Source organism: Sorangium sp. So ce590, from assembly GCF_051521365.1.
Classification (GTDB): domain Bacteria; phylum Myxococcota_A; class Polyangia; order Polyangiales; family Polyangiaceae; genus Sorangium.
In genome coordinates, this window is the sequence record NZ_CP150346.1 from 950,798 (window position 1) to 974,434 (window position 23,637).

A 23,637-nucleotide genomic window follows, 5' to 3' on the forward strand; every position below is an offset into this window, starting at 1 on the left:
ATGGAGAGAGGTCTTGGATATGGGCAGCAACAAGGACAGCGACGACATCCGGCAGTACCTGCCGGACCTGGAGAGCATCCAGCGCGAGGCGGATCCGGCGGTGGCGGAGCGGAAGCTGCAGCAGGCCCTGGACAACCCGGAGCTGGACCGAGCGCTGTCCGAGATGCAGCAGCAGAAGCGGACAGGGCAGCCGCTGTTCCAGTTCCCGGTGGTGCCGGCACTTCCCAAGGGGCAGGCGGCGCCGCAGGGGGCAGGGCAGCCGCAGGGGGCAGGGCCGCCGCAGCGAGCGGTGCCGCCGCCGCTGCCGGCGATGGATACGCAGCGCTCGGTGATGCCGCCGCTGCCGGTGATGGAGACGCAGCGCTCGGTGACGCGGCAGGGCGCAGCGCCGCAGCACGGACCGATGATGCCGCAGGGAGCGGTGACGCAGCAGGGCGCGGTGATGCCGCAGCACGTCGGGGTGATGCCGCCGGGCGGAGCGCCGCAGCAGCGCGCGTCGGCGCCGCCCGGAGCGATGGCGCCGCAGCAGCGCGCGTCGGCGCCGTCCGGTGCGCCGGTGCCGCTGTACGGTGGTGCGGCGGCGCCGGTGTACGGCGGTGCGGCGGCGCCGCTGTACGGCGGTGCGGCGGCGGTGCATGGATCGGCGGTGCCACGAGGTGCCGTGGTTGCGCCGAGCGCAGCGGCGCAGCAGGGCGCGCTGGCGTCGCACGGCGCGATGGCGCCGAGCCAGTGGGCGGACCGGGGGCTGCCGCCGATCGACAAGGCGCTGCTGCCCTCGTCGTTGCTGCCCGTGACGCCGCTGCCGGTCGCGACACCGAAGCCGCCGGCCGGCGCGCAGGCGGCCACTGGGGGCTGGTGGAGCAGGAGGTGGTGGGTCGTGGCGCTCGCGTTGCTGGCGCTGAGCATGCCGTTCGTGACGCTGGCGATCGCGCGACGACAGGCGCCGCCGAAAGAGAAAGAGCCAGCGCCGCCGTCGAGCGGGGCGCCGGCGCGGAGCGCGCTGGTGGCCTCGGAGCGGACGCCGACGGCAGCGCCGCAGATGGTCGACGGCGAGCCGCCGGCGCCGCCGGCGGCGGTCGAGCCAAGCCTTGACGATGTCGCGCCCGAGAGCGACCCGCCCGCGCCTGCGCCTGCGCCTGCGCCGCTGGCACCTGCGCGGCCGGTGCGTGCGGCGCCGAGTCCGCCGGAGGCGCCGGTGCCGGCCGAGAAGCCGCTCGCTGATGACGTGATCGAGTGAAACCGCGTGGAGCCATGATGATGAACTGCCGACCCCTTGCTCTGTTGCTCACTGCGGCGACCGTGATCGCCGCCCCTGACATCGCCGCCGCGCAGCCTGCGGCGCCGCGGGAAGCCTCTGCCAGCGCCGATGCGGCGACGCGCGCCGATGCGTTTTTTCGACGAGGCCTGCGCCTGTACTCGGATGGAAAATACGTGGAGGCGGAGTCGGAGCTTCAGTCGGCGTGGGAGCTGAGCCCGACGTTCGACGTGGCGTACAATCTCGGGAACACGAAGTACCAGCTGAAGAAGCACAGGGAAGCAGCGCAGTACCTATCGCATGCGCTGCGGCACTGGCCGCTGATGAAAGCGGCGGCGAAGCTGAAGCCGACGGCCGAGAAGCGGCTGGCGGAGTCGCGGGCGCAGGTGGGAGCGCTCGTGGTGACGGCGGGCGTGGCGGGGGCGGAGGTGATGGTGGACGGCAAGGCTGTGGGGAAGGCGCCGCTGGAAGGAGAGGTGTTCGTCGAGCCAGGCGAGCACCGGGTGGAGGTGAGGCTGGAGGGGTATGGGCCGGCAAGCAAGACGGTGAAGGTCGCCAAGGGAGGGACGGCGGTGGCGGCGCTGGCGTTGCCGCCGCTGCAGAGCGAGGGGCAGGAGGCGGCGCCGGGCGCGAGGGCGGCGGAGGGGGGGAGCGCGCCGGGCGCCGCTGCGGGGGCGCCCGTGGCGGAGATGCCGCCCGCGGTGCCAGCATATCCGGGGCCGGAACCGCAAAAGCGGAGCTGGGTGCCGGTGATCGCGCTGGGGGCGGCGAGCGCGGTGGGGCTCGGCGTGGGGATCGGGACGACGGTCGCGTCGAACGCTGCGAGCGATGACGCCCGCGAGCAGAGCGCTGCGATCATTCAGGGCCGCGGACAGTGCGTGAGGCCGGAGTCAGCGTGGGTCGGGCCATGCGAGCAGGTCCGGAACGACGCGTCTCGTGCCGACACGTTGGGCAACGTCGCACGCGTGGCGTTCATCGCGTCGGGCGCATTCGCGATCGCTGCGGCAACGTACGTTCTATGGCCAAAGCCGAAGCGCTCCGAATCTGCCGTTGCGCTGCCCGTGGTGCACTCGGACGGCGCGGGGATCGCAGTGATGGGGGCTTGGTGATGGAGCTCCGGAAGGCAAGGCACATGCGGAACATGCGCAGGACAGTCGGCGGGTTGGCGTTCGTCTTGGCGGTTGGTGGTTGCGATAGCTTCTGGAGCGATCTGGCGGAAGACTGCGGGCTCCTGGTCACCTGCGATCACTTTTATCCGTCAGGCACGGGAGGGGGCGGAACGCCGGACCCCGACTGCGATACGGACCCGACCGAGGATGCGAGTACGGTGATTGACGAGTGCGCGGTGTTCGCGAGCGCGAGCGCGGAGCCTGGCGGAGACGGGACGAAGGCGAAGCCATACGCGTCGCTCGGGGAAGCGATCGCGAACGCGGACGGCAAGCGGGTGCTGGCGTGCACGAGCGGTGCGTTCGAGGAGAGCGTGACGATCGAGGCGGGGCTGAAGTTGATCGGGGGCTTCGACTGCGACGCGGAGTGGACGTGGAACGAGGAGGCGCGGAGCGTGATCGCGGCGCCCGCCAACCAGATCGCGCTCACGCTGGGGGAAGGTGCGAGCGGGGCGAAGGTGCGGAGCTTTTCGGTGCGTGCGGAGAGCGCGACGGAGCCGGGCGGGTCGTCGATCGGCGTGGCGGTGGCGGACGTCGAGGCGGAGCTTGCGCAGGTGGACGTGGCTGCGGGCGATGGGATGGACGGTGCGAGCGGGGAGACGCCGACAGAGACGCCGCAGGCGGGAGTGCACGCGGTGACGATGAGCGCGTCGTCGGCGTGTGTTGTGGCGGTATTCGGCGGCGAGCCTGGCGTGACGACGTGTGAGGACGGCGAGACGCGCGGCGGAGCCGGTGGGCCCGGCGGGATTACGGGCATCGAGGAGGGCAACGGGCAGAAGGGTGCAGACGGCGCGCCGGTGCCCGAGCTGAATCCCGAAGAGTACGGGCTAGGCGGCGCAGGGCAGACCGGTGGCAATTGCCGGCAGGGAGAGCCCGGCGCGCCTGGTGAACTCGGCGGCGCCGGGGCTGCCGGGAGCGACACGCAGCTGACGCTGGCCGGCATCGCTGGCGGTGACGGAACCGGCGGCAGAACTGGAATGCGAGGTCAAGGGGGAGGTGGTGGCGGCGGAGCGAAAGCCGGGCAGTTCTGCGGGGCCAGTACGAACACCGTGGAGGGCCCCGGCGCGAGCGGCGGGGCTGGCGGAGCCGGCGGCTGCGGCGGGAAGGGAGGCGGGGGCGGGAAGGCCGGTGGTTCAAGCATCGGGATCCTGAGTCTGGGGACGAAGCTGGTGCTGACGGAGGTGACCGTCGCGGTGGGCAAGGCGGGCAAGGGGGGAGATGGCGCCGGTGGAAGAGGGGGTGCGGTTGGGGGCAGCGGCGGAACCGGCGGCACGCCGTCGACCCTCGGTGGTTCCGCTGGTTGCCGAGGTGGAGATGGCGGCCAAGGCGGGACGGGCGGCCCCGGTGGCGGCGGTCGAGGCGGCCACGCGGTGGGCATCGCCTACGCTGCGGGGCAGGGCGGAGCCGTCGAACTGGCGAACTTCATGGCGGGCACCGCCGGCACTGCGGGCAGCACGGCGCCGGGCGGAAACCCAGGCGAACCGGGGTTGAGCGGAGAATGCTGGGACTTCATCGCCAATGCGAGCTGCGGGCAGTGAGGAGAGCGGCGTTGTTTTGGTGGTAATTCCGTGGAGCTCAACGGAATGCAATTGGTCGGAGAACGAGAGCTGCGCTTCGTGAGCTGGTGAGCTGAAGGAGACAACAAGAAATGGTTGGACGTGCCCCGCGCCGGGGTGGTAGGGAGTGGTTTGTCGTGGAGACGCGGCACGGTGGGCTGCCCGGCGCTTACAACCTCGCCACTACAGCGTGGAGTGCCCAAGGCGCGGGCGGACGGACCGGAGATCTGCTGACCCCTTCTGTGTCGGGCCGCGAATACGGATATTATCCGACGGTCGCTGAAGGCAGCCCAGCAGCAGATCGCTTTTGCCTTCTGCGAGAGCCGTTGGTCTTGGCCGCGGTCTGGTGGATGCGTCGCAGGGCAGCCGCGAGAGCCGCCAGCGAGCAGGGGACCCCTCCCGTCCCGCGCGTAGCGCGGGGCGTGGGAGGGGCGGACCGCGCGCAGGCCCGAAGGGCCGAGCACGGGCCGGGGGTGGGCATCCTTGTATTCCTCTCTCTTGTCTTCTGCACCCCAGCGCGAGCTGCGTGGTGCGAGGAACGCGGTCCGTCGTCCGAGCTGCGGCCACGGAAGTACCAAGAAACGGAGGCGGAGCTTCAGTCGGCGTGGGAGCTGAATCCGACGTTCGACGTGGCGTACAACCTCGGGAACACGAAGTACCAGCTGAAGAAGCACAAGGAAGCAGCGCAGTACCTTTCATTCGCGCTGCGGCACTGGCCACTGCTCAAAGTCGTAGCGAAGCTGAAGCCGACGGCGGAGAAGCGGCTGGCGGAGTCGCGAGCGCAGGTGGGAGCGCTCGTGGTGACGGCGGGCGTGGCGGGGGCGGAGGTGACGGTGGACGGCAAGGCTGTGGGGAAGGCGCCGCTGGAAGGAGAGGTGTTCGTCGAGCCAGGCGAGCACCGGGTGGAGGTGAGGCTGGAGGGGTATGGGCCGGCAAGCAAGACGGTGAAGGTCGCCAAGGGAGGGACGGCGGTGGCGGCGCTGGCGTTGCCGCCGCTGAAGAGCGAGGGGCAGGAGACGGCGCCGGTCGCCAATGCGGCGGAGGGGGGGAGCGCGCCGGGCGCCGCTGCGGGGGCGCCCGTGGCGGAGATGCCGCCCGCGGTGCCAGCATATCCGGGGCCGGAACCGCAAAAGCGGAGCTGGGTGCCGGTGATCGCGCTGGGGGCGGCGAGTGCGGTGGGGCTGGCAGTCGGCGTCACGACCACGGTGCTATCAAGAAATGCGCGAGGAACGGCGAATGCGCAGCAAGAAGTGATCCGACAGGCCAGCGGACGGTGCATCGAGCCGCCGAGCCATGTGATAGAAAACTGTCGCGAGCTCGAGCGCGAGGCAAAGCGCGCTGAGAGCTTTGGCACGGTATCCGTGGTGAGCTATGCGGCGTCGGGCGCGCTGGCGATTGCCGCGGTCACGTATGCGCTGTGGCCTCAACGCCGCGCATCTGCGGATCATGGGCTGCGTGTGCTGCCTCAGGTGCACGCAGGCGGAGGCGGAATCTTCGTCGTGGGAGCATGGTGAGTGGGGCAATGGTGAGCACAGTGAAGACGAGACGGATGACGTGGTTGCTGCTCTGGGGCATTGCGGTATCGACGGCTACGAGCGGCTGCGACGCTCTATCTATCGGGCTGACGAGCGACTGCGATTACCTGCTCACGTGCCCTAGTTTCCTCAGCGGCGGTGGTGGTGGTGGTGCCGGAGGCGGCACGCCTGAGGGGTGCGTTCCAAACGAGGCGCCGGCCGCTGTGGGCGATTCATGCGGCGTGTTCGTGTCGACGAGCGGTGACGACAAGGGCGTCGGGACGAAGGCGGAGCCCGTGAAGACGCTGAGTGCGGCGATCGCGCTGGCGGCGAAGCAGGAAAACGCTGTGTACGCATGCGCGGAGGAGTTCAAGGAGGCGGCAGAGATCCCCGCGGGCGTATCGATTTTCGGCGGGCTCGACTGCGCGAACGGGTGGGAATGGATCGGCGAGGAGAAGAAGACGATCGTGGCGCCGGCCGACGAGGCGATCGCGCTGAAGGTGATGCGGGGCGTGGGGACGGTGCGGATCGAGGACGTGTCGGTGCGTGCTGCGGATGCTCAGGCGGCGGGAGACTCGTCGATCGCGGTGCTGGTGGATGGCGCGACGGCGGAACTGGCGCGGTGCGAGCTGATCGCCGGGAACGGGGCGGATGGCGCGGAGGGAACGGATGCGCCGGGCGAGGTGCCGGCGCAGGCGTCGGCTGGGAACCCAGGAGCGGATGGGTGCAGCGATCTCGATGGCACGCCGGGGCCGGATATGACGCTGTCCGGCGGCGCTCAGGTGGTCAACGCATGCGGCGGCGAGCTGTCGATCGGCGGTGGCGGTGGTGATGGCAACGTGACCAATGGCACCGGCGGCGACATCGGAACGCCAGTGAGCCCGGGTAATGGTGTTGGTGGACTCGGAGAGAGTACCGATGGCTGGAACTGCAACGTCGGCGGCACGAATGGCGGCGCTGGCGCCGGCGACAACGGCCCTGCCGGCGATACCGGCCTCGCGGCGAGCGGTCTCGGCGCGTTGAGCTCATCCGGCTACGTGGGCATGAGCGGAGGCGCGGGCGGACCGGGCAAGCCCGGGCAAGGCGGAGGCGGAGGAGGCGGCGCGAAGGGCGGCGCGGCGATCTGCTCAGGCGCCGTGCAAGGGGCCGGAGCGAGCGGAGGCAGCGGCGGACCTGGCGGCTGCGGCGGGCTGCCTGGGCAAGGCGGCGGTGCCGGCGGAGCGAGCATCGCGCTGGCGAGCGTGGAGGGGAAGGTGACGCTGAAGGACTGCGTGCTGACGGCAGGCAACGGAGGCAAGGGAGGCGCAGGCGGCGACCTTCAACCGGGCGGGCTCGGTGGCCTCGGCGGCGTCGGAGGCACGGGCATGGGCGGCTCGAAAGCCGCGTGCGACGGAGGAAAGGGAGGCCAGGGAGGCAACGGCGGCCCTGGAGGAGGAGGCCTCGGCGGGCCGTCGCTTGCGATCGCGTACCGAGGGGAGGCGGTGAAGCAGGAAGGGCAGACAACGCTGATGCCCGGCACAGCGGGCGCGGGCGGGCCCGGCGGAAGCAGCAACGTGTTGGAGAACGCGGGAGCCGAAGGCACGGCAGCGACGGAGCAAGCGTTTCCGTGAGCGAGCGGTGAGGTAGCGGGCGTCGTTGAGAGCGGCGCCCGCACCGCCGCGGGATGGAGCGGAAGGAGGTGGTGGCGATCGCGCAGAGCGCGATCGAAGGGGAGAGGTGCGTCCCGAGGGGGATGTGTGCGGCGGCGAGCAGGGGTGCTGGAGCGTTGCCATCGGCGAGGGCTGCGGAAAGTGGAGACGACCGTATGATTTTATGACAATTCCAGATGGGTGATCGTAAGTCGGCGAAAAGACATCCGTTTCCAGAAGAAACCCCTTGGCATGCTCCTTCGGTATCGGCAGAATCCGTGCCGTCCGTCCAAGGAGTACTCATGTCGATGCGCCGGAAGTCCCGTCGAGACGCGATGCCTCCCTCTGGTGTGCGCTCCAGCCTGAGGATGGGAGAGTGGGAGCGGGAATGGGTACGGAAGCTCGGCCTCGAGGACATCGCGTGGGACCCGGAGCAGTACTGCGAGCACTGCATCGCCAAGCGAGCGGCTCGCGGAGAGATGGTGACGAGCTGGTGCCGCCGTCGGGGAGCCGTGGGAAGCTGCTGATGAGCCTCGGCTGGGCGAAGACTCCACCCACGGCGGTTGGTCCAAGAGGGCGGAGCAAGCGCGGCGGCAAGCTGAAGCTCGTGCGCGCGCCGCGCCACGAGCACAAGGATTCTTGAGCGCTTGAGCGAGAGGCGCCGCCGCGAGGGCGCCGGTTCGAGCGAGCAGACGTGACGGCCCGGGCGCGCTGAAGCCGCACGGCGGCAGCGCCGTGCGCAGGGCGACAAACTAGGATCTGGCGCATCGCGGGCGTGGTGCGCCGTGACTCGGCTCGTCCCTGGGACGAGCGCGCGAGGTGGATGATGGTGTGCCCAACGCTCGCCATCGAGGCCGGGGCGGATGCCCCTGTGTCGAGGCGTCATGCGAGCAACGAGGAGAGCCTTGGCGCGTTGCCGTGCCTGGGACTATTCGTGGTCGCCGGAAGGGTCGGCGGAGAGGCCGTCTCCCGCACGGCGATCGAGATGGTGTACGCATGTATCGAGCGGGACAGCGCGGACGATATTCGTGCAGGTGAGATGACTGCACCGCGATGCCGTGACGAAGTGCGGCTCATGATGAGTCCGCATCTCACAAGCTGCCGCCGTCCCGAGAGCGATTGCCCGGAGGCTGGACGGAGCCGCGCGCCCACGAGCTTCGCGGGTGTGCTGCTCGCGCCGGGGGCGGCGTACATCGCCTACGTCGGCGCTATGCGCGTCTACCGATTTCGTGGTGGGAAGCTGGAGAAGCGCACGTGTGATCTCGCGGCGCTCGATGGCGTGTCGGATGGATCCATCTCGCCGGACACTCTGGCCATGTTGGTTCAGCACGCGGATGCAGCGACGCGTGCGCTCGGCTGCGAGGCGGCGGTGAAGCCGAAGATGCAGGTCGAGCGCACCGCGCCGGGCGACATCTTCCTCGCGTGCTCGGCCGGCCTCTGGAGCTCTGTGCCCGAGCACCGCATCACGGGCATCCTTGCAGCGCACTGCGAGCTACGCCTCGCAGCGAGCCTGCTAATGGACTGCGCTCATGAGCACGGAGAGACCGAGCACGTGACGTGCATCCTTGCGCGTGTCGGCGACGTCTGAGCGCAGGAACTCATGAGGAGGAACGGTGTGCAAACACGACAGGGCCGCGGGGCGGAGGCAGAGGGACCCCTCCCGTCCCGCGCGTAGCGCGGGACTTGGGAGGGGCGGGCGGCGCGCAGGCGCGAAGCGCCGAGCACCGACCGGGGGTGGGCATCCTCTCTCGCTTCTTCTTCTTCTTCTTGTTCTTCTTCTCTCTCTGCTCGTGGGTGCGTGGTGATGGGGCGAGGACCGCTCCAGGCCGGAGACGTGTTCCTTGACTACCGTGTGACGGAGTTGATCGACGCGGGCGGGATGGGGGAGGTGTACCGAGCGGTGGAGGACTACTCGGAAGACGTTGTGGCGATCAAGTGCATGTCGCCGCGGCACGTGAGGAGAGAGGACTTCGCGAGGCGTTTCCGGCAGGAGTGCAAGTTCTATCCGAAGCTGAAGCACCCGAACATCGTGCGGATGAGGAAGGCCGGGGTGTCGCCAGAGCACGTGGCGTACATCGTGATGGATTACCTCGAAGGGAGGACGCTGAGGAAGCTGCTGACCAAGGCGTACCGACTGGATTTTTTGAGCGCGATGCACGTGATGCTGCAGGTGGCGGACGCGATGACGTTCGTGCACTCGAAGGGGATATGGCACCGTGATCTGAAGCCCGAGAACATCATGGTGGGGACGAAGGCGGACGCGAAAGGGCACGTGTGGCTCCTGGACTTCGGGATAGCGAAGTTCGCGGACGGAGGGATGAACACGGACGACCTGCCGGACGTGGGGACGGTGAGGTACATCTCGCCGGAGCAGGTGAAGCTGCTGTACGGGGCGTCGAAGAAGGCGGAGCGAGCGAAGCCTGACGGTCGAACGGACATCTACGCGTTCGGGGCGATCTTCTACGAGGTGCTGACAGGCAAGCACCTGTTCCTGGACGACAGCGAGCCGGCGACGGCGGAGGAGACGCTGACGGGGCATCTGGTGGCGGCGCCGGAGCCAGTGCACGAGATCGTGCCGGATTGCCCGGAGTTCGTGTGGCCGGTGGTGTCGCGCTGCATAGCGATCGACGTGGAGGAGCGGTACGCGAAGTTCGACGAGGTGGCGCGAGATCTGCGGTCGCTGCTGAGGGACACGGTGCCGGCAGGACACGTGCTGGCGCGACGGCTGGCGCAGGAGCGGATGAAGGCGGAGCGTGAGGCGGCGTTCGCGGGGGTGGAGCTGGAGGACAGCGCGCCGGTGAGCGGGAGCGGAGAGGCGGGGGCGAGCGAGGAAGAAGAGGAAGGGAAGAGGATGCGACGGGGGGCGCACGTGGAGACGGCGCCGCTGGCGCAGTTCGTGGCGCCGGCGAGGGCGCTGCCGTTCGTGGCGGCGTCGAGGGCGCGGGCGCGCTCGCTGCGGGGGCTCGGGGTGGGGTACACGGAGCCGCTGCCGTCGCTGAGGCCGCGGGAAGCCGCGGGGCCGGCGAGGACGGGGAGGGAAGCCACCGCGGTGCTGGCGGGAGCGTGGGCGGAGAGAAGCGTGCAGAGGACCGCACCGCCGGAGGCGGGGGCGCAGTACTACGCGGCGCCGCAGCCGTTGCCGGAGACGGGGGCGGGGGCCGCTGGAAGGAGAGGTGTTTGTCGAGGCCGGCGAGCGCCGGGTGGAGGCGAGACTGGAGGGGTATGCGCCGGCAAGCGAGACAGTGAAGGTCGCCAAGGGAGGGACGGCGGCAGCGGCGCTGGCGCTGGTGCCGGTGAAGAGCGAGGCGCAGGAGGCGGCGCCGGGCGCGAGGGCGGCGGAGGGGGGGAGCGCGCCGGGCGCCGCGGCGGGGGCGCCCGTGGCGGAGATGCCGCCCGCGGCACCGGCGGAGTCGGGGCCGGAGCCGCAAAAGCGGAGCTGGGTGCCTGTGATCGCGCTGGGGGCAGCGAGCGTGGTCGGGCTCGGCGTGGGTATCGGGACGACGGTAGCGTCGAACGCTGCGAGCGATGACGCCCACAAGCAGAGCGCTGCGATCATTCAGGGCCGCGGACACTGCGTGAAGCCGGAGTCAGCGTGGGTTGGGCCATGCGAACAGGTCCGGAACGACGCGTCTCGTGCCGACACGTTGGGCAACGTCGCACGCGTGGCGTTCATCGCGTCGGGCGCATTCGCGATCGCTGCGGCAATGTACGTTCTATGGCCCAAGCCGAAGCGCTTCGAATCTGCCGTTGCGCTGCCCGTGGTGCACTCGGACGGCGCGGGTATCGCAGTGATGGGGGCGTGGTGATGGAGCTCCGGAAGGCAAGGCACATGCGGAACATGCGCAGAACAGTCGGCGGGTTGGCGTTCGTCTTGGCGGTCGGCGGTTGCGACAGCTTCTGGAGCCATCTGGCGGAAGACTGCGAGCTCCTGGTCACCTGCGATCACTTATATCCGTCAGGTACGGGAGGGGGCACGCCGAACCCCGGGTGCGAAGCGGATCCGACCGAAAATGCGAGTACGGTGAGCGACGCGTGTGCGGTGTTCGCGAGCGCGAGCGCGGAGCCTGGCGGAGACGGGACGAAGGCGAAGCCATACGCGTCGCTCGGGGAAGCGATCGCGAACGCGGATGGCAAGCGGGTGCTGGCGTGCACGAGCGGTGCGTTCGCGGAGAGCGTGAGGATCGAGGCGGGGCTGAAGGTGATCGGGGGCTTCGACTGCGACGCGGAGTGGACGTGGAACGAGGAGGCGCGGAGCGCGATCGCGGCGCCCGCCAACCAGATCGCGCTCACGCTGGGGGAAGGTGCGAGCGGGGCGAAGGTGCGGAGCTTTTCGGTGCGTGCGGAGAGCGCGACGGAGCCGGGCGGGTCGTCGATCGGCGTGGCGGTGGCGGACGTCGAGGCGGAGCTGGCGCAGGTGGACGTGGCTGCGGGCGATGGGATGGCCGGCGCGAACGGCGAGACGCCGACGGAGGCGCCGCAGGCGGGGGCGGGCGCGCCAGACACGGAGCAGACGCGCGCGTCGAATGCGTGCGGTCTACCCGCGGCAGTTCGAGGTGGCGATCCTGGCGTGACGATGTGCGAGGACGGCGAGACGCGAGGCGGTGTCGGTGGCCTCGGCGGGATCACGGGTACTGAGGAGGGCAACGGGCAGAAGGGTGCAGACGGCGCGCCGCTTCCGGAGCCGAATCCCGAAGAGTACGGGCTAGGCGGCGCCGGGCAGACCGGTGGCAATTGCCGGCAGGGAGAGCCCGGCGCGCCTGGTGGACTCGGCGACGCCGGGAATGCCGGGAGCGACACGCAGCTGACGCTGGCCGGCATCGCTGGAGGCGATGGCGGTAACGGCACAACCGGGAAGCGAGGTCAAGATGGAGGCGGTGCGAAGGCGGGGCTGTTCTGCCCGGCCGGTCCGAACACCGTGGAGGGCCCCGGTGCAAGTGGCGGCGGCGGCGGCGGTGCCGGTGGCTGCGGCGGCAAGGGAGGAGGCGCAGGGAAAGCCGGCGGTTCGAGCATCGGGATCATGAGCCTGGGGACGAAGCTTGTGCTGACGGAGGTGACCGTCGCGGTGGGCACGGCGGGTAAGCGGGGAGATCGCGTGGCCGGGCAGAACGGGGCCGACGGCGGCGCCGGTGCCACCGCCGGAGTAGCATCGCCGAATCCGCCATCAATCCCGGGCTGCAAGGGGGGAGATGGCGGTCGAGGCGGAGCCGGAGGCCCCGGCGGAGGCGGTCGAGGAGGCCACGCGGTGGGCATCGCGTATGCCGCGGCGCCGGGCGGAGCCGTTGCGCTGGCGACCTTCAAGTCGGGCACAGCCGGCCCCCCAGGCAACATGGCGCTGGGTGGGACGGCCGGCGAAGAGGGCAAGAGAGGAGAATGCTGGGACTTCACGGCCAATGCGAGCTGCGGGCAGTGAGGCGTGCGGTGTTTGCGTGATAATTCTGAAGAGCTCAACGGAATGCACTCGGTCGGAGTCGGAACGAGCACTGCGCTTCGTGAGCTGCTGAGCTGAAGGAGACAACAAGAAATGGTTGGACGCCCCCCGCGCCTGGGTGGTAGGGAGTGGTTTGTCGCGGAGACGCGGCACGGTGGGCTGCCCGGCGCTTACAACCTCACCACCACAGCGTGGAATGCCCAAGGCGCGGGCGGACGGACCGGAGATCTGCTGACCCCTTCTGTGTCGGGCCGCGAGTACGGATATTATCCGACGGTCGCTGAAGGCAGCCCAGCAGCAGATCGCTTTTTCTTTCTGCGAGAGCCGTAGGCCGCGGCCGCGGCCTGGTGGACGCGCCGCAGGGCAGCTGCGAGAGCCGCCGGCGAGCAGGAGACCCCTCCCGTCCCGCGCGTAGCGCGGGGCGTGGGAGGGGCGGACCGCGCGCAGGCCCGAAGGGCCGAGCACGGGCCGGGGGTGGGCATCCTTGTATTCCTCTCTCTTCTCCCCTGCACCCCAGCGAGCGAGGCGCAGGAGGCGGGGCCGGTGGCGAAGGCGGAGCAAGGAGAGGGCGCGCCAGCCGGTGCGCCTGCCGCGGAGAAGCCGCCTGCGGCGCCGGAGCAGCCGGTTCCGCCGCCGAAAGAGCGGAGCTGGGTTGCCGGTGATCGCGCTGGGGGACGCGAGCGCGGTAGGGTTTGGTGTGGGGATCGGGATGACGGTTGCGTCGAACCGTGCGAACTCGGAAGCTCGTGGTCAACAGGGCGAGATCTTCGCCGCAGGCGGTGGGCGCTTGGCCTCGCCGTCGTTCGCAGCGCGATGCGCTGAGCTTCAGAGCGCAGGTGAACGCGCCGGTCGCCTGGGGGATATCGCATTGGGCAGCTACATTGCGTCGGGTGTGCTCGCCACGGCCGCCCTGACGTACGCCCTCTGGCCAACGGGACAGACAGAGGCATCCACAGCAGTGCTCGTGCTTCCGGAGCCGCGGGGTGATGGCGTCAGCTTTGTGATGGTGGGCGTATCGCTCCGGCGCGCAGCGGACAAAGGCACGGGGGTCTATGCGTGCGCCGAAATGTTCGAGGAGGCGGTCGAATTGCCGGTCGGCGTCAAGCTGTTCTGTGGGCTCGACTGCGCGAACGGGTGGGGATGGATCGGCGAGACGACGAAGACCATCGTGGCGCCCGGCGAGGAGGCGATCGCGCTGAAGGTGATGCGAGGCGAGGGGACGGCGAGAGTCGAGGACGTGTCGGTGCGTGCTGCGGATGCGCAGGCGGCGGGAGCGTCATCGAACGCGGTGCTCGTGGATGGCGCGGAGGCGGAGCTCGTGCGGTGCGAGCTGATCGCCGGGAACGGGGCGGATGGCGCGGAGGGAGAGAATGCGCCGAGCGAGGTGCCGGCGCAGGCGGCTCCCGGGAACGCCGGAACCAACGCGTGCAGCGATCTGGATACATCAGGAGCGCCGGATGAGACGCTGCCAGGAGGCGCGCAGGTGGAAAGCGCGTGCGGACTGCGTGCTGACGGCGGGCAACGGAGGCAAGGGAGGCGCCGGCGGCGAGCTTCAGCCGGGCGGAATCGGAGGAGTCGGCGGTACACGGGTGTCGGCGGGTCGAAGAATGCATGTGCTGGCGGGCAGGGCGGCCAGGGAGGCAACGGCGGCCCTGGAGGAGGAGGCCTCGGCGGGCCGTCGCTTGCGATCGCGTACCGAGGCGGTGAAGCAGGAAGGACAGACGATGCTGATCCCGGCACGGCGGGCACGGGCGGGCCCGGCGGAAGCGCCAACGTGTTGGAGAACACGGGCGCCGAAGGCACGGCAGCGACAGAGCAAGCGTTTCCGTGACCGAGCGGTGAGGTAGCGGGCGGCGTCGTCGAGAACGACGCCCGCGCCGCCGCGGAATGGACCGGAAAAGGAGGTGGTAGCGATCGCGCGGGCGCGATCGAAGGGGACGACGATCGAAGGGGACGCTCGAAGGGGAGACGAGCGTCTCGAGGGGATCTGTGCGGCGGCGAGCAGGGGTGCTGGAGCGCTGCCACCGGTGAGAGCTGGGGAAAGCGAGGACGAGCGTGTGATTTTTTGACAATTCCGCATGTCTGAGCGTAACCCGGCGAAATGGCATCAATTTCTGGGAGAAACCTCTTGGCAAGCTCCTTCGGTATCGGCAGAATCGGTTCCGTCCGCCCAAGGAGTACCCATGCCGCTGCACCGGAAGTCATGCCGAGACGAGATGCCTCCCTCTGGTGCGCACCGCAGCCTGAACAGGGCGGGGAAGTGGGAGCGGATGTGGCTACGGAGGCTCGGCCTCGAGGACGTGGCGTGGGACCCGGAGCAGCACTGCGAGCACTGCATCGCGAGGCGAGCGGCTCGCGGAGCGATGGTGAGGAGCTGGTGGCGCCGTCGGGAAGCCGTCCGAAGGTGCTGATGAGCCTCGGCTCGGTGAAGACCCCAGCCACCGACGGTTGGTCCAAGCGGGCGGAGCAAGCGTCGCGGCAAGCTGACGCTGGTGAAGAACGAGCGATCGGCGCATCGCGAGCGCAAGGATTCTTGAGCGAGCGGCGCCGTGTCGAGCGAGCAGAGATTGACGGGCCGCGCGCGCTCACGACGTACGGCTGACGGCCTGTGCGCGCTGACGATGCACGGCAGCGCCGTGATGCGCTGCGCTGCGCGATAGATAGGACCCGGCGCACCGCGGGCGCGGTGCGCCCCGACTCGGCTCGTCCTTGCGACGAGCGCGCGAGGTGGATGATGGTGTGCCCAACGCTTGCCATCGAGGCATGGGCGGATGCTCCTGTGTCGAGGCGTCGTGCGAGGAGCGAGGAGCGCTTTGAGGCGTTGCCTTGTCTCGGGATGTCCCTGGTCGCCGGTGGGTTTGGCGGAGAGGTCGTCTCTCGTACTGCCATTGAGATGGTGCATGCATGTGTCGGAATGGATAGCGGTGGCGATGTATTGGTGTATGCGCTCTGGCCTCGGCCGGCCACGACGGGCAGCTCGGTCGGCGTTCGACCGATCGTCTCGCTGGCGAAGAGCGATGCGTTGGTTGGTGTCGTTGGTGCGTGGTGCGCGGTAACGGGAAGGACGCGAACGTGAGAGGACATAGCGGCTTTACGATCGGCGCCATCTGTGCGGCGCTCGCGGCCGTCGGGTGCGATGCGCAGTCGATCGACCTGACCGGCAACCGCGAGTACATGCTGGCGAACGCTCCTCATGACTGGCTCCAGGGAGCGGGCGGCGGACCGCCGAACCCCGCGTGCGAGGCGGATCCGACGGAGGACGCGAGCACGGCGACGGAGGAGTGCGCGGTGTTCGCGAGCACGAGCGCGGCGCCTGACGGCGATGGGACGAAGGCGAGGCCGTACGCGTCGCTCGGGGAGGCGATCGAGAACGCGAACGGCACGCGGGGCTCGCGTGCGCGTGCGGGGCGTTCGCGGAGAGCGTGACGATCCCCGCGAAAACCGAGGGGATCGGCGGCTCCGACTGCGACGCGGGGTGGACGTGGAGCGAAGGAGCGCGGTACCTGTCGCATGCGCTGCAGTACTGGCCGCTGTGCAGCCCCGCGCCGGTTCACGCCGCCGGCCCACGCCGGCGCTCGCCTCGACGCGGCCCCCTCGCCTCGGCCCCCTCGCCTCGGCCCCCTCGCCTCGGCCCCCTCGCCTCGGCCCCCTCGCCGCGGCTCGCCTCGGCGCGGCTCCCGCCCGAACGCCCGGCCGCAGCGCCGTCGCGCGCAGGACGCATACCACGGCCTACCTTCACACGCCCCGCTCCTGCTACCCTCCGGGCCGTGGCCATAACCACCGATTTCCTCGTCATCGGCAGCGGCGTTGCGGGGCTTACCTTTGCGCTCGAGGCGGCCGAGCACGGCGAGGTGATCATCGTCACCAAGCGGTCGCGTGACGAGTCCAACACGAAATACGCTCAGGGAGGGATCGCCGCGGTCTTCGCGCCGGACGACTCCCCCGAGGCGCACATCGCCGACACGCTCGAGGCAGGCGCGGGCCTCTGTCACGACGTGGTCGTCGAGATCTGCGCGCGGGAAGGCCCGGAGCGGGTGCGCGAGCTCATCGCGCGGGGCGCCCAGTTCGATCACGAGAACGGTCAGGTGCGCCTCGGGCGCGAGGGAGGGCACTCCGCGCGGCGGATCGTGCACGCCGCCGACGCCACCGGCCTCGAGATCGAGCGCGCCCTCCTCGAGCAGGCCCGGCAGAACCCGAACATCCGCTTCGCCGAGCACCACACGGCCATCGACCTGATCCTGCTCTCCCGCTTCGGCGGGCCGGACATCTGCGCCGGCGCCTACGTGCTCGACGAGACCGACGCCGCCCTGAACCCCGCGCCGCCGCGGCCGCGCGACTCGGAGCGCCCGGTGCCCCGGCACCGACCGGCCTCGAAGCCGCACGTCGTCGAGACCTACCTCGCGCGGGCGACCGTGCTCGCGACCGGCGGCGCAGGCAAGGTCTACCTTTACACAACGAACCCCGATGTCGCGACGGGCGACGGCGTCGCCATGGCCTACCGCGCCGGCGCCGAGATCGCGAACATGGAATTCTACCAGTTCCACCCGACGTGCCTGTTCCACCCGGAAGCGAAGAGCTTCCTCGTCAGCGAGGCGCTGCGCGGCGAGGGCGCCATCCTCCGGCTGCCGGACGGCACGGCCTTCATGGCGAGCCACGATCCGCGGAAGGACCTCGCGCCGCGCGACATCGTGGCCCGGGCCATCGACTTCGAGATGAAGCGGACCGGCTCGGACTACGTGCTGCTCGACATCACCCACCGGCCGGCCAGCTTCGTCCGCGAGCACTTCCCGACGATCCACGCGCAGTGCCTCCGCTACGGCATCGACATCACCGCGCAGCCGATCCCCGTCGTCCCGGCCGCCCACTACATGTGCGGCGGCGTCACCACCGACCTCTACGGCAGGACGACGATCCCCGGCCTCTGGGCGATCGGCGAGTGCACGTGCACCGGGCTCCACGGCGCGAACCGGCTCGCCTCGAACTCGCTGCTCGAGGGGCTCGTCTTCGGCCACCGCGCCGCCGCGCGCCTCTCGACGCAGATCGGCGAGCTCCGGCAGAGCCCGTTCCCCCAGGTGCCCGAGTGGCAGGCCGGCAACGCGGTCGCGAGCGACGAGGAGGTCGTCGTCGCCCACAACTGGGACGAGATGCGTCGGACCATGTGGAACTACGTCGGCATCGTCCGGTCCGACGCCCGCCTCCGGCGCGCCGCCCGGCGGATCTCCCTGCTCCAGGAGGAGATCCGCGAGTACTACTGGAAGCACCTGGTCACCCGGGATCTGCTCGAGCTGCGCAACATCGCCACCGTGGCCGAGCTCATCGTCGGCTGCGCCGCCGCCCGGCACGAGAGCCGGGGGCTGCACACGACCATCGACTACCCGGAGCCGGACGCTCGCATCAGCACCGATACGGTCGTGAAGCGGGGTGTCCTGCCTCATCTGCGAGGTCGATGAGCGATCTGCGCGGCACCGCCGGGCCCCCGCCCAGCGACGGAGCGCCCGGCCCGCTCGCCCAGCGCGGCAGCGGGGAGCGACCGATGTCGGTCCTCGCGGCCGCCGGCTGGACGGCGGCCGTCACCTTCGTCTTCCTGTGCCTGCTCGGCGTGCTCGCCCTGCTCCGGCCGGCGCTGCCGCCGGGCGGCGCGGTCAGCTCGCTCCAGCCGGTGACGAAGCTCGACGTGGTCGGCAGCTTCGCGTGCCAGGCCGCGGCGTACCTGCTCGGCCTCCTCGGCGTGCGCCGCGTCCACGCGCCGCGCGCGCCGGTGCGCGAGCTCCTCGGGGTGCGCAGGACGCACGCGGCGTTCTACCCGCTCGCGGCCGCGCTCGGCCTCGCGCTCGCGGGGCCCGTCGCCGCCCTCTACGAGGCGATCGAGCGGCGCTGGCCGTCGGGCCTCAGCGACGCCCGGCTCGTCCAGGCCTTCGTCGAGGCGAGCGCGCTCGATCGGGTCGCGTTCGGCCTCATCTTCATCGCGCTCGGCCCCGCGCTGGAGGAGGCCTTCTTCCGCGGGGCGCTCGCCCGCCCCCTGCGCTGGCAGCACGGCGCCCCGCTCGTGGTCGCGACCACGGCCGCGCTCTTCGCGGCGGCCCACGGCGAGTGGCAGAAGCTCCTGCCGATCGCGATCTTCGGCGTGGCCCTCGGCGTCGTCCGTGTCGCGAGCGGCTCGCTCTTGCCGCCCGTCGTGATGCACGGGACCTACAACGCGATCCAGTGCTTCGCGCTCCTCTCCGCCGGGGGCGCGGGCCCGATCGACGAGGTGCCCGCCGCCGCGGGCGCGGCGTTGCCGGAGACCGCGTCGCTCCCGGGTTGGCTCGTGGCGGTGAGCTCCGCCTGCGCGCTTGTGTTGACCGCGCTCGCCTGCGCCCTCGGCAACCGCGCCGAGGGGGCAGCCCGCGCGAGGGAAGAGGACCTCCGATGATGCCGGCTGTCGAGAGTCAAGGCGGCGGCGCGAGCCGACCCGCGCAGATCGCAGCGGGCGACGGCGAAGGCCGCGCCCCCGAGACCGTGGAAGCGAACGGCGAGGGCCGCGCTGCCCCTCGCCGCGAGGCGAGGGGGGCGCGCGTCAGCCTCTGCCTGCCGGGGGGCGGCCTGACGGGCGCGCTCTACCAGATCGGGGCGCTCGCGGCGCTCGAGGACGGCGTCGAGGGGATCGACAACCAGAGCTTCTCGCTCTACCTCGGGCACGGCAGCGGCGCCGCGGTGGCCGCGGCCCTCGCCGGCGGCATCCCGATCGAGCGGCTCTACCGCGCCCTGCTCGATCCGGTCGACAATTTCTTCCCGCTGGAGCGCAGCCACCTCCTCCACCTCGACGTCGGCGAGTGGCGGCGCGCGCTCACCACCAGCCTGGTGGCGCTCCGCCACGCGATCGTCCGGCTCTCGACCCGGGGCGACGCGACCCCGAACGCGCCGGCGCAGCAGTACCTGTTCGAGCAGCTCGATCGCTTCAACGACTCGCTCCCCGCGGGCCTGTTCCAGCTCGATCGCTACGAGCGGTTCCTCGCCGAGTTCTTCCTGCGGCGCGGCATCCCGAACTCGTTCCGCGCGATGCCCCGGACGCTGCGCATCCCGACGTACGACCTCGACTCGGGCGAGCGCGCGATCTTCGGCGCCGAGGGGTTCGACGACGTCCCCGTGTCGCTCGCCTGCGCGGCGTCGCTCGCGCTCCCGCTGTTCTTCTCGCCGGTGCGCATCGACCAGCGGCACTACCTCGACGGCGGGCTCGGCGACGTGGCGCACCTCGATCTCGCGCAGGCCGCCGGCGCGGAGCTCACGATCGTCGTGAGCCCGCTCGTGCCGGTCTCCACCGCGCACCGGCCGGTCCCGACCGGGCACGGCGTGCGCGAGAGCGTGCGCGACAAGGGCCTGCTCTGGGTCTTCAACCAGGCGATGCGGATCGGCGCGCACGCGCGGCTCCACCAGGCGGTGGGCCGGACGCGCGCCGAGGGGAAGATGCAGGTCCTCGTGCTCGAGCCCGCGCGGAACGACGCGCTCCTGTTCCTCCACAACCCGGCCAACCTGCGCGCGCGGCGCGCCATCCTGGAGTACGCCTACCGGACGACGCGCGAGCGCATCACGCTGTGGATGGAGAAGAACCGCGCCGTGGTCGAGGCGATGGGGTGGCACGAGGCCCGCGCCTCCGGCGCGGCATCCGGCTGAGGCGCGGCAGCTGGCTGACCGCGCCATCGGCGGCCGAGGGCGCGGTCACCCGGCCAGCGACGAGAACCGGGCGATCGTCAGCTCGTCGGGCGGGACGCTGATGCGGGCCCGGGGGATGGCCATGCCGTGGAGGTAGCGCCAGCCCTCGCCGTCGTGGAGGAAATCGGAGAGCTCGATGAACGAGCGGTCGGCGCCCGCCTCGAAGATCTTCGCGAGGAACAGCACCGACGCGGAGTCGCCGCTCTGCAGGCTGTCGAGGATCTTCAGGCCGCGGTACCGGTGGTGGTGGGTCGTCGCCTTGAGCTCGCGGAGCGCCTCGTCCCTGTCGCGCGCTCGGTCGACGTGGCCCATGTGCAGCGTCCGCCAGAGGTAGGCGGCGTCTCCGACCGCGAACGCGGCGTACCTCGATCGCATCAGCGCCACGGCGTCGGGCGCCTCGCGATCGCCCAGATGGCAGGGGGCGCAGCACTCGCGGTACGAGCGCCCCGAGCCGCACGGGCACGGGCGGGACAGGGTGCCCGTGCCAGGACGAACATCTCGGGTCATGGGGCGTTCTCTACACGGGTTCGTGTCGCGCTGCAGCGCCCGGCGCGAGGCGAGGCGAGCCGCAGCGCCGCGCGCTGCCACCCCCCCGGCGGACCCGGGACCACCCCGGCACGAAGCCCCTTGCGGGGCGCCGGGGAGGACGGTAAGGCGGGCGAGACGTATGCCCGCAGCGCGCGCTCACGCTGCGGCCCTCCTCCTGGCCCTTGCCCTGGTTCTGGGGGGCTGCAAGCGCCAATATGCCATCGGTGACGATGTCCTCGTGACGTGGGAAGGAAACGACTACCCCGCCAAGGTCATCGAGGTCGTGGGTCCGACGAAGTTCAAGGTCCACTACCAGGGGTACGATGACATCTGGGATGAAACTGTACCTCGCGAACGGATCCGCGGCCTCGTCGAGGGCGACGTTGTCAACCCCCCGCCGCCGCCGAAAGTCCGGAGCAAGGGGCTGCAGGCCTCGCAGACCAACCTCTACAAGATCGGCGACAGGGTGCGCGTCGAGTGGCACGGGCAGATGTACCCGGCGGTCGTCACCGGCATCGTGGGGCAGGAGCGCTACCGCATCCACTACGACGGCTACGGTCCGGAGTGGGACGAGACGGTCGGACTTTCCAGGATCCAGGTCAAGTAGTTGAAATGATCGCGAAGAATCATTTTCCCCCTGGCGCTTGGGATGGGGCCGATTTAAGAGCCGCGCCGAATTTCTGACTGGGCGCTCGCAAGAGTGCGCACGCCCGGCTGAGGTTCATTGCGTGCCGCACGCCCTCCACGGGTACGCCCTCACGGGTGCGCGGCGGGGAGCCTTCTGTGATCAGCGATCTGTCCAAGCTGCGCAATATCGGGATCAGCGCCCACATCGATTCGGGCAAGACGACGCTGACCGAGCGCATCCTCTTCTACACCAAGCGGATCCACGCCATCCACGACGTCAAGGGCAAGGACGGCGTCGGCGCGAAGATGGACTCGATGGATCTCGAGCGCGAGCGCGGGATCACCATCCAGTCCGCCGCCACGCACTGCTTCTGGAACGGGCACCAGATCAACGTGATCGACACGCCCGGCCACGTGGACTTCACGATCGAGGTCGAGCGCGCGATGCGCGTGCTCGACGGGGCGATCCTGGTCCTCTGCGCCGTCGCCGGCGTGCAGAGCCAGTCGCTCACCGTCGACCGCCAGATGCGCCGCTACGGCGTCCCGCGCATCGCGTTCGTGAACAAGTGCGACCGCGCCGGCGCGAACCCGCTGCGGGTCCGCACGCAGCTGCGCGAGAAGCTCAACCTGAACCCGGTCCTCCTGCAGCTGCCGATCGGGCTCGAGGACAAGTTCGAGGGGGTCGTCGACCTCGTCGCGATGAAGTCCTACCGGTTCGAGGGGCAGAACGGCGAGACGATCCTCACCGGCGAGATCCCGGGGGAGATGGCCGACGAGGTGAAGGCGGCGCGCGAGGAGATGCTCGACGCGCTCTCGATGTACTCCGACGAACTCACCGAGGCGATCCTCGAGGAGCGCGTCACCGAGGAGCTCCTCTACAAGACGATCCGCGACGCGACCGTGAAGCTCCAGATCGTCCCGATGATGATGGGGTCGGCGTACAAGAACAAGGCGGTGCAGATCCTGCTCGACGGCGTGACCCGCTACCTGCCGACGCCCGCCGACATCACCAACAAGGCGGTGGATCTCGACAAGGACGAGGCCGAGATCTCGCTGTCGAGCGACCCGGAAGGGCAGCTCGTCATGCTCGCGTTCAAGCTCGAGGATGGCCGCTTCGGCCAGCTCACGTACATCCGCATCTACCAGGGCACCCTGAGCCGCGGGAAAGAGGTCACGAACACGCGCACGGGCAAGCGCCACAAGGTCGGCCGGATCGTCCGCATGCACTCGGACGAGATGGAGGACATCGACGGCGCGAGCGCGGGCGACATCGTCGCGATCTTCGGCATCGACTGCAACTCCGGCGACACGTTCACCGAGGGCGGCCTGGCCGTCGCGATGACGTCGATGCACGTGCCCGACCCGGTCATCTCGCTGACGGTGACGCCCAAGGACAACAAGGCCCAGGCGAACATGTCGAAGGCGCTGCGCCGCTTCACCAAGGAGGACCCGACCTTCCGCGTCGGGGCGGATCCGGAGAGCGGCGAGACGATCATCCAGGGCATGGGCGAGCTCCACCTGGACGTCTACATCGAGCGCATGAAGCGCGAGTACGCGGCCGAGGTCGTCACGAGCCCGCCGCGCGTCGCCTACCGCGAGACGATCACGCGCCGCGTGGACTACAACTACACGCACAAGAAGCAGACCGGCGGCTCTGGCCAGTACGGCAAGGTCGGCGGCTTCATGGAGCCGTGGACGGAGGCGCCGTTCCGGTTCGAGGACGAGGTCGTCGGCGGCGCGATCCCGCGCGAGTTCATCGCGGCGGTCGAGAAGGGCTTCGTGTCGATGCTCGCCAAGGGGCAGCTCATCGGCGCGCCGGTCACGGGCGTGTCGGTCACGCTGAACGACGGCGCGTCCCACTCGGTCGACTCGTCCGACATCGCCTTCCAGGAGGCCGCGCGTGGCGCCTGGCGCGAGACGTACCCCAAGGCCGGCCCGCAGATCCTGGAGCCGCTGATGAAGGTCGCCGTCGAGGGCCCGGGCGAGTACCAGGGCGGCATCGTCGGCATCCTCATGCAGCGGCGCGGCATCATCGTCGGTTCGACCGAGGCGGACGGGTTCTGCCGTGTCGAGGCGGAGGTGCCCCTCGCCGATATGTTCGGCTTCTCGACGATCCTCCGTTCTGCCACCCAGGGCAAAGCCGAGTTCACGATGGAGTTCTCGCGCTATGCTCCCCTTCCGGCGGCTCTCTCGGAGGAGCTCATCAAGAAGTACCGGGAAGAGCTGGCCAAGAAGGCCAAGTGAGG

General features: G+C 70.3%; 16 protein-coding genes. 15 read left to right on the top strand and 1 reads right to left on the bottom strand.

Translation table 11 applies throughout. The features are described 5' to 3' along the window. The first annotated feature begins 19 nt into the window (after positions 1-19). From WMF28_RS03595 to WMF28_RS03655, 13 genes are all read left to right on the top strand, one after another. Positions 20-1,237, top strand: a complete 1,218-nt coding sequence (locus WMF28_RS03595; protein ID WP_437600633.1) for a hypothetical protein — start codon at positions 20-22, stop codon at positions 1,235-1,237. Between the two features lie 62 nt (positions 1,238-1,299). Continuing rightward, entirely contained in the window at positions 1,300-2,364 is a 1,065-nt protein-coding gene (locus WMF28_RS03600; protein ID WP_437600634.1) for a PEGA domain-containing protein, read from the top strand. Positions 2,365-2,582: 218 nt separating this feature from the next. Further along, the gene (locus tag WMF28_RS03605; protein ID WP_437600635.1) at positions 2,583-3,959 is read left to right on the top strand and encodes a hypothetical protein; all 1,377 of its coding nucleotides are present in this window, start codon (positions 2,583-2,585) and stop codon (positions 3,957-3,959) included. Positions 3,960-4,450: 491 nt separating this feature from the next. Further along, the gene (locus WMF28_RS03610; protein WP_437600636.1) at positions 4,451-5,491 is read left to right on the top strand and encodes a PEGA domain-containing protein; all 1,041 of its coding nucleotides are present in this window, start codon (positions 4,451-4,453) and stop codon (positions 5,489-5,491) included. Between the two features lie 35 nt (positions 5,492-5,526). Then, entirely contained in the window at positions 5,527-7,101 is a 1,575-nt protein-coding gene (locus tag WMF28_RS03615) for a PGRS family protein (RefSeq protein ID WP_437600637.1), read from the top strand. 841 nt (positions 7,102-7,942) lie between these two features. Beyond that, positions 7,943-8,707 carry a PP2C family protein-serine/threonine phosphatase gene (locus WMF28_RS03620; RefSeq protein WP_437600638.1) on the top strand — a complete coding sequence of 255 codons (765 nt, stop codon included), beginning with the start codon at positions 7,943-7,945 and terminating at the stop codon, positions 8,705-8,707. A gap of 216 nt (positions 8,708-8,923) precedes the next feature. Beyond that, positions 8,924-10,648 (top strand): serine/threonine protein kinase, encoded by a 1,725-nt coding sequence (locus WMF28_RS03625; protein WP_437600639.1) that lies wholly within the window; start codon positions 8,924-8,926, stop codon positions 10,646-10,648. Positions 10,649-10,957: 309 nt separating this feature from the next. Next, positions 10,958-12,529 carry a hypothetical protein gene (locus tag WMF28_RS03630; RefSeq protein WP_437600640.1) on the top strand — a complete coding sequence of 524 codons (1,572 nt, stop codon included), beginning with the start codon at positions 10,958-10,960 and terminating at the stop codon, positions 12,527-12,529. Between the two features lie 676 nt (positions 12,530-13,205). Beyond that, the gene (locus WMF28_RS03635) at positions 13,206-14,378 is read left to right on the top strand and encodes a hypothetical protein (RefSeq protein WP_437600641.1); all 1,173 of its coding nucleotides are present in this window, start codon (positions 13,206-13,208) and stop codon (positions 14,376-14,378) included. A gap of 1,241 nt (positions 14,379-15,619) precedes the next feature. Then, positions 15,620-15,973, top strand: a complete 354-nt coding sequence (locus WMF28_RS03640) for a hypothetical protein (protein WP_437600642.1) — start codon at positions 15,620-15,622, stop codon at positions 15,971-15,973. 341 nt (positions 15,974-16,314) lie between these two features. Beyond that, entirely contained in the window at positions 16,315-17,997 is a 1,683-nt protein-coding gene (locus WMF28_RS03645) for an L-aspartate oxidase (protein ID WP_437600643.1), read from the top strand. Beyond that, complete coding sequence (locus WMF28_RS03650) at positions 17,994-18,959, top strand: CPBP family intramembrane glutamic endopeptidase (protein ID WP_437600644.1); 966 nt, start codon at positions 17,994-17,996, stop codon at positions 18,957-18,959. The genes WMF28_RS03645 and WMF28_RS03650 overlap by 4 nt, the downstream gene beginning before the upstream one ends. Then, positions 18,956-20,197 (top strand): patatin-like phospholipase family protein, encoded by a 1,242-nt coding sequence (locus WMF28_RS03655; protein WP_437600645.1) that lies wholly within the window; start codon positions 18,956-18,958, stop codon positions 20,195-20,197. Before WMF28_RS03650 ends, WMF28_RS03655 begins: the two co-directional genes overlap by 4 nt. A 45-nt stretch (positions 20,198-20,242) precedes the next feature. On the opposite strand, the gene WMF28_RS03660 is transcribed toward WMF28_RS03655, so the two are convergent. Beyond that, complete coding sequence (locus WMF28_RS03660; RefSeq protein WP_437600646.1) at positions 20,243-20,743, bottom strand: YchJ family protein; 501 nt, start codon at positions 20,741-20,743, stop codon at positions 20,243-20,245. A 160-nt stretch (positions 20,744-20,903) separates the two neighbouring features. Between WMF28_RS03660 and WMF28_RS03665 the strand changes: the two genes are divergently transcribed. Both WMF28_RS03665 and fusA read left to right on the top strand, forming a co-directional pair. Then, the gene (locus WMF28_RS03665) at positions 20,904-21,371 is read left to right on the top strand and encodes a Tudor-knot domain-containing protein (RefSeq protein ID WP_437600647.1); all 468 of its coding nucleotides are present in this window, start codon (positions 20,904-20,906) and stop codon (positions 21,369-21,371) included. Between the two features lie 176 nt (positions 21,372-21,547). Beyond that, on the top strand, positions 21,548-23,635 hold the full coding sequence (fusA, locus tag WMF28_RS03670; RefSeq protein WP_437600648.1) for an elongation factor G: 2,088 nt from the start codon (positions 21,548-21,550) through the stop codon (positions 23,633-23,635). Positions 23,636-23,637 lie beyond the last annotated feature (2 nt).

Bases quoted from the DNA above. Each gene is read 5' to 3' on its own strand.
- WMF28_RS03650 (WP_437600644.1), top strand. From the start codon at position 17,994: ATGAGCGATCTGCGCGGCACCGCCGGGCCCCCGCCCAGCGACGGAGCG.
- WMF28_RS03620 (WP_437600638.1), top strand. From the start codon at position 7,943: ATGATGGTGTGCCCAACGCTCGCCATCGAGGCCGGGGCGGATGCCCCT.
- WMF28_RS03630 (WP_437600640.1), top strand. From the start codon at position 10,958: ATGCGCAGAACAGTCGGCGGGTTGGCGTTCGTCTTGGCGGTCGGCGGT.
- WMF28_RS03615 (WP_437600637.1), top strand. From the start codon at position 5,527: ATGACGTGGTTGCTGCTCTGGGGCATTGCGGTATCGACGGCTACGAGC.
- WMF28_RS03595 (WP_437600633.1), top strand. From the start codon at position 20: ATGGGCAGCAACAAGGACAGCGACGACATCCGGCAGTACCTGCCGGAC.
- WMF28_RS03625 (WP_437600639.1), top strand. From the start codon at position 8,924: ATGGGGCGAGGACCGCTCCAGGCCGGAGACGTGTTCCTTGACTACCGT.
- WMF28_RS03655 (WP_437600645.1), top strand. From the start codon at position 18,956: ATGATGCCGGCTGTCGAGAGTCAAGGCGGCGGCGCGAGCCGACCCGCG.
- WMF28_RS03665 (WP_437600647.1), top strand. From the start codon at position 20,904: ATGCCCGCAGCGCGCGCTCACGCTGCGGCCCTCCTCCTGGCCCTTGCC.
- WMF28_RS03660 (WP_437600646.1), bottom strand. From the start codon at position 20,743: ATGACCCGAGATGTTCGTCCTGGCACGGGCACCCTGTCCCGCCCGTGC.